We start from the raw sequence: 6,017 nt of genomic DNA on the forward strand, positions 1-6,017 counted from the left end.
CCTCAGGCGCCGTAATAGTCGCGGTACCAGGCGACGAAGCGGCGCACGCCGTCGCGGATGTCGGTGCGGGGCAGGGGGCCCACCAGCGCCTCGATCAGCCCGGTCGCGGCCCAGGTCGCGGGCACGTCGCCCGGCTGCATCGGAAGGTATTGCCGGATCGCCTCCCGCCCGGTCGCGGCCTCGATCGCCTCGACGAAGTCCAGCAGCTTGACCGGCGCGCCGTTGCCGATGTTCACTACCCGCCACGGCGCCACCGGCGACAGGCTGTCGCCCGCGACCGGCGCCCCCGCCACCGGCGCGGCCTCGATCAGCCGCCGGATGCCCTCGACCAGATCGTCGACGTAGGTGAAGTCGCGCAGCATGTCGCCGTGGTTGTAGATCTCGATCGGGTCACCGGCCAGGGTCGCCCTAGTGAACTTGAACAGCGCCATGTCGGGCCGCCCCCAGGGCCCGTAGACCGTGAAGAAGCGGAACATCGTCGTCGGCAGGCCATAGAGATGCGCGTAGGAATGCGCCATCGCCTCGCCCGCCTTCTTGGTGGCGGCATAGAACGACATCTGCGTATCCGCCTTGTCGGTCTCGGCATAGGGCATCGCCGTGTTCGCCCCGTAGACGGACGAGGTCGAGGCGATCAGCAGATGCTGCGGCGGATGCGCCCGCGCCGCCTCCAGCACCTCGAAGGTGCCGATCAGGTTCGCCTCGACATAGGTTCGCGGCGAGTCGATCGAATGGCGCACCCCCGCTTGCGCGGCGAGGTGAACGATGACGTCGGGCTTCAGGTCGGCGACCAGTCCGATCACGCGCCCCGGCGCCTCCAGCAGCCCCTCCACCGCCGTAAAGCCGGGCGACTGGCTCAGCATCGCATGGCGGCGCTGTTTCAGGGTCACGTCATAATAGGCCGTCATCCCGTCCAGCCCGACCACCGTGAAGCCGTCCGCCAGCAGCCGGTGGCACAGGTGATAGCCGATGAACCCGGCCGATCCGGTGACGAGGGCTGTGCGGGCCATGCGGCAAACCTTTCCTGAAACGCGCCGCCACCTTAGGGGCGCCCCCCGCGCGGTCAAGCCCGGCGCCCTGCTTTCATCTTGGCCCAAATATCCCCGCCGGAGGCATCCGGCATCGGCTATGGGAGCCTCCGGCGGGGATATTTCTCGCCAAGATGAAAGGGATCAGAAGCGCGAAGGCAGAACCGCGTCGAACCCTTCCGGCGCCCGACCCTCGATCCAGCCTTCGATCAGCGCCGCCGTGATCGGCGCCAGCGTCAGCCCGATGTGGCCGTGCCCGAAGGCCAGCAGCACCTCGGCCCCGCCCCCTGACGGGCCGATCACCGGCAGCGAATCCGGGATCGAAGGGCGAAAGCCCATCCAGGTGCGCGAGGGTTCGGGCAGGTCGGGGAAGATCGCACGGGCGCCTTCTTCCAGCATCGCCAGCCGGTGGGCCGAGGGCGGCGCGGTCAGGCCGCCCAGTTCCACCGTGCCGGCCACCCTGAGCCGCCCCTCCATCGGGCAAAGGTAGAAGCCGCGCGCCGTGGGGCAGGCGGGGCGGGTCAGGCGCGGCGCAGCCATGTCGTATTCCAGATGATAGCCGCGCTCGGTGTCCAAGGGCACCCGGTCGCCTGCCTGCCGGGCAAGGTCGCGCGAATGGGCGCCTGCGGCGATCACCACGCGACGGGCGTGCAGGTGGAACGCGCCGCCCGGGCCGGTGCCTTCCAGCACCACGCCATCGACCTGTCGCGTCAGCCGCTCGGCCTTCGCCTGCAGGAGGCCCGCGCCCGCGCTTCGGGCCGCCTGCGCCAGCGCCGCCATCATGCGGCCGGGATCGCTGAGGAACACCGCCCTGGGGAAGAACGCGGCCCCGCCCTCCATCTCGGGCAGGCCCGGTTCCATCTGTCGCAACTCGTCGGGGCCGATCAGGTCCACCGTCACGCCAAGGCCGCGCCGCAGCGCCATCTCGGCCCCCGCGCGGCCAAAGGCGTTTCGCGTCTCGTAAAGGTAAAGGCAGCCGCGCGGTTGCAGGATCTCCATTGCACCGATCCCGGCCGCAAGCTCGATCCAGCGCGGGCCGGCATCGGCCAGCAGCGCCGCCAGCGCGGTCGCGTTCCGCATCATTGCCCCCGGCAGCGACTGCCGGGCGAAGCGTAAAAGCCAAGGCGCCAGCGACAGCAGCGCCGCGCGCCGGATCGACAGGGGCGAGGTCCGGTCGAACAGCAGCGAGGGCAGGTTGCGCAGCACATCGGGCGTGCCGACCGGCATCACCGCGTAATCCGCGATGGTGCCGGCGTTGCCCCAGGACGCGCCCGAGCCGGGCACCGCCGGGTCGAGCAGCAGCACCTCATGCCCCGCCGCGGCCAGACGGTGCGCGATGGTCAACCCCACCACGCCCGCGCCGACCACGGCAATCTCGGCCGACAGATGCTGCGTCATGCCCCCCGACGTGCCCTTACATGCAGGCGTCGAACAGCGCGCGGGTATTCTCGCGCGTCATCGGCACCGGGTTGCCGCCGCAGGACGGGTCTTCCAGCGCCATCTCGGTCAGCTCGTCAAGGCGGGCAAATTCCACCCCCATCGCGCTGAGGTTGGCAGGGATGTTCAGCTTGGCGCGCAGTTCCATGATTTCGGCATGGAAGCCGTCAAAGCCGCCGTCGATCCCAAGATAGGCCGCCGCGCGTTCGATGCGCTCTTCGATGGCCGCGCGGTTGAACTCCAGCACCATCGGCATCACCACCGCATTCGTCGTGCCGTGGTGGGTGCCGTAGACCGCGCCGATCGGGTGCGACAGCGCGTGGATCGCGCCCAGACCCTTCTGGAACGCCACCGCGCCCATCGCCGCCGCGCTCATCATGTTCGCCCGCGCCTCAAGGTCGTTCGGGTCGGCGTAGACCTTCGGCAGGTTCTCGAACACCAGCCGCATGCCTTCCAGCGCAATGCCCTGCGACATCGGGTGATAGAACGGCGAGCAATAGGCCTCCAGACAATGCGCCAGCGCATCCATGCCGGTGCCCGCCGTGATGAACTTCGGCATCCCCACCGTCAGTTCCGGGTCGCAGATCGTGATCGCGGGCATCAGCTTGGGGTGGAAGATGATCTTCTTCTTGTGGGTGACCGAGTTTGTCAGCACCCCGGCGCGGCCGACTTCGGACCCCGTGCCCGCCGTGGTCGGCACCGCCACGATCGGCGCGATCTTCGAGGCGTCCGCCCGTTTGTACCAGTCGCCGACATCTTCCAGATCCCAGACCGAAACCGTCTGCGCATGCATCAGCGCGATCATCTTGCCGAGGTCGAGAGCCGAGCCGCCGCCGAAACAGATCACGCCGTCATGGCCGCCCGCGTTGTAGACCGCGATCCCGGCGGCCATGTTGCCCTCGTTCGGGTTCGGATCAACTTCGGAGAACATGGCGCGGCCAAGGCCGCCTTCCTCCATCAGGTCAAGTGCTCGCTTGGTGATCGGCAGGCTCGCCAGCGCCTTGTCGGTGACCAAGAGCGGCTTGGTCAGCCCGGCCTGCTTGCACAGATGCGCGAGTTCCTGAATCCGGCCGGGGCCGAACTTGATCAGCGTCGGATAGGACCAGTTCGCGGTGGGAACATTGCTCATTTCGTCACCTTCTTCAGATGGTAGGATTTCGGCCTTGTGACCGCGTAATAGCCCAGAACGGACAGCGATCCGCCCCGGCCGGTGTCCTTGCAGCCCGTCCAGCACAGCGCCGGATCGAGGTAGTCGCAGCGGTTCATGAAGATGGTGCCGGTTTCCACCTGCGCGCCGATCCGCGCCGCCCGCTCGGCGTCCTGGGTCCAGAGCGAGGCGGTCAGCCCGTAGGGCGAGTCATTCATCACCGCCACCGCTTCGTCATCGTCCTTGACGGACATGATGCCGACCACCGGGCCAAAGCTTTCCTCGCGCATCACGCGCATCTCGTGGTTCACGTTCACCAGAATCTGCGGTGCAAGGTAGGCGCCGCCGTCATCGGCCGGAAACAGTGCGGGGTCGATCAGCGGCTTGGCGCCATCGGCGATGGCATCGGCGATCTGGCTGCGCACGACATGGGCAAAACGCACGTTCGCCATCGGCCCCAGCGTGGTTTCCGGGTCGAATGGATTGCCCAGTTTCAGCGTCTTGACCCAGGCCACCGCCTTTTCGACGAAGGCATGGAAAAGCGAATGGTGCACATAGATGCGCTCGATCCCGCAGCAGCACTGGCCCGCGTTGAACATCGCGCCGTCCATCAGGCTGTCGACCGCCGCATCCAGATCGGCGTCGTCCATCACATAGCCCGGATCCTTGCCGCCCAGTTCCAGCCCGAGCCCGGTGAAGGTGCCCGCCGCCGCGCGCTCGATATTGGCGCCCCCCGCGACCGAGCCGGTGAAGTTGATGAAGTTGAACGCCCGCGCGCCGATCAGCGCCTCGGTTGTCGCGTGGTCCATCACGACGTTCTGGAACACGTCATAAGGCACGCCACCCGCGTGCATCGCCTCGGCCAGCCGTTCACCCACCAGCAGCGTCTGGCTGGAGTGCTTCAGCATCACGCTGTTGCCCGCGATCAGCGCCGGGATGATGGTGTTGATCGCGGTCAGGTAGGGATAGTTCCACGGCGCCATCACGAAAACGACGCCGACCGGTTCACGGACAATCCGCCGCTCGAACCGGTCCGAGGCTTCCACCACCATCGGCGCCAGCGCGGTTTCGGCGATCTGGGCCATGTAGGTCGCGCGCTCGTTGACGCCGCCGAACTCGCCGCCAAAGCGGGTCGGGCGGCCCATCTGCCAGGCCAGTTCCTCGACCACCTTGTCCTTCATCGCGTTCAGCGCGGCGATGCCCGCCTGCACCTTTGCGATGCGCTCGGCCAGCGGCAGCGCGGCCCAGTGCTTCTGTGCGGCGCGCGCGTTGGCCACAGCCTCTTCGGCCATCGCCAGCGGCAGCACAGGACGCTCGGCATAGACCCGCCCGTCTATGGGCGAGATGCATTGGATCGTCTTCGTCATGTCATCCTCTTCGTACGCACCGATCGGGCGCGTTTTTCACTATCCGGCATCGCCTCGCGGCAGACCATGATCTGCAGCAAGGCGGGTGTCACGACCGTTCCAGCCCGCGCTGCACTTCCCAGTCGGTCACGACGCGGTTCTGTTCCTCGATCTCCCACGTCGCGGCGCGGGTGTAGTGGTCCACCACCCCGTCGCCAAAGGCCGCGCGCAGCATCTTCGACCCGCTCAGCTTGGCGGCCGCCTCGCCCAGCGACTTCGGAATCTCGCGCACGTTGCCCGCGTGGTAGACATCGCCAGAGGCGACCGGCTCCAGCGCCAGCTTCTTCTCGATCCCGTCCAGCCCGGCGGCAAGCTGCGCCGCCAGCGCAAGATAGGGGTTCAGGTCGGCGCCGCCGATGCGGCATTCGATCCTTATCGCCTTGGTGCCCTCGCCGCAGATGCGGAATCCCGCGGTGCGGTTGTCAAGGCTCCAGACCGCCTTGGTCGGCGCGAACATCCCCACCACGAACCGCTTGTAGCTGTTGACGTAGGGCGCGAGGAAATAGGTGATCTCCTCGGCATGGGTCAGCAAGCCCGCAAGGTAGTGTTTCATCACGTCCGACATGCCGTTCTCGGCGGTCTTGTCGAGGAAGGCGGGCTGGTCGCCCTGCCACAGCGACTGATGCACATGGGCCGACGATCCGGCGCGGCGGTGGTCGTATTTCGCCATGAAGGTGACGGACCGGCCCTTCTGGAACGCGATCTCCTTCACGCCGTTCTTGATGATCGCGTGGTTGTCGGCCGCATCCAGCGCGTCGGAATACTTCGCGTTAACCTCTTCCTGCCCCGCCTCGGCCTCGCCTTTCGAGCATTCGATCGGGATGCCCGCGCCGTAAAGGCCGTTGCGGACGGCGCGCATCACGTCTTCTTCCTTGGTGGTTCCGAACACCGAATAGTCGATGTTGTAGCCGCCCCAGGTCTTGGGGTCGCGGTAGTTCGCGTCGCGCAGCTCGGCATAGGACTGCTCGAACAGGAAGAACTCCAGTTCCGTCGCCATCATCG

General features: G+C 67.3%; 5 protein-coding genes. All 5 read right to left on the reverse strand.

The annotated features are described in order from the left end of the window. Positions 1 to 2: 2 nt before the first annotated feature. Positions 3 to 1,007 carry an NAD-dependent epimerase/dehydratase family protein gene (locus AC11WY_RS13340; protein WP_482926270.1) on the reverse strand — a complete coding sequence of 335 codons (1,005 nt, stop codon included), beginning with the start codon at positions 1,005 to 1,007 and terminating at the stop codon, positions 3 to 5. Between the two features lie 162 nt (positions 1,008 to 1,169). Continuing rightward, positions 1,170 to 2,423, reverse strand: a complete 1,254-nt coding sequence (locus AC11WY_RS13345) for an NAD(P)/FAD-dependent oxidoreductase (protein WP_482926272.1) — start codon at positions 2,421 to 2,423, stop codon at positions 1,170 to 1,172. A 16-nt stretch (positions 2,424 to 2,439) separates the two neighbouring features. After that, on the reverse strand, positions 2,440 to 3,591 hold the full coding sequence (locus tag AC11WY_RS13350) for an iron-containing alcohol dehydrogenase (RefSeq protein WP_482926274.1): 1,152 nt from the start codon (positions 3,589 to 3,591) through the stop codon (positions 2,440 to 2,442). Then, on the reverse strand, positions 3,588 to 4,976 hold the full coding sequence (locus tag AC11WY_RS13355; RefSeq protein WP_482926276.1) for an aldehyde dehydrogenase family protein: 1,389 nt from the start codon (positions 4,974 to 4,976) through the stop codon (positions 3,588 to 3,590). The genes AC11WY_RS13350 and AC11WY_RS13355 overlap by 4 nt, the downstream gene beginning before the upstream one ends. An 88-nt stretch (positions 4,977 to 5,064) precedes the next feature. Beyond that, positions 5,065 to 6,017 (reverse strand): glutamine synthetase family protein (locus AC11WY_RS13360; RefSeq protein ID WP_482926278.1); only part of this gene is annotated, 953 nt, incomplete at its 5' end.

The sequence above is a fragment of the Solirhodobacter sp. genome, assembly GCF_964715405.1.

Excerpts from the sequence above, each read along its gene's own strand:
- AC11WY_RS13355 (WP_482926276.1), bottom strand. The coding sequence starts at position 4,976 with ATGACGAAGACGATCCAATGCATCTCGCCCATAGACGGGCGGGTCTAT.
- AC11WY_RS13350 (WP_482926274.1), bottom strand. The coding sequence starts at position 3,591 with ATGAGCAATGTTCCCACCGCGAACTGGTCCTATCCGACGCTGATCAAG.
- AC11WY_RS13345 (WP_482926272.1), bottom strand. The coding sequence starts at position 2,423 with ATGACGCAGCATCTGTCGGCCGAGATTGCCGTGGTCGGCGCGGGCGTG.
- AC11WY_RS13340 (WP_482926270.1), bottom strand. The coding sequence starts at position 1,007 with ATGGCCCGCACAGCCCTCGTCACCGGATCGGCCGGGTTCATCGGCTAT.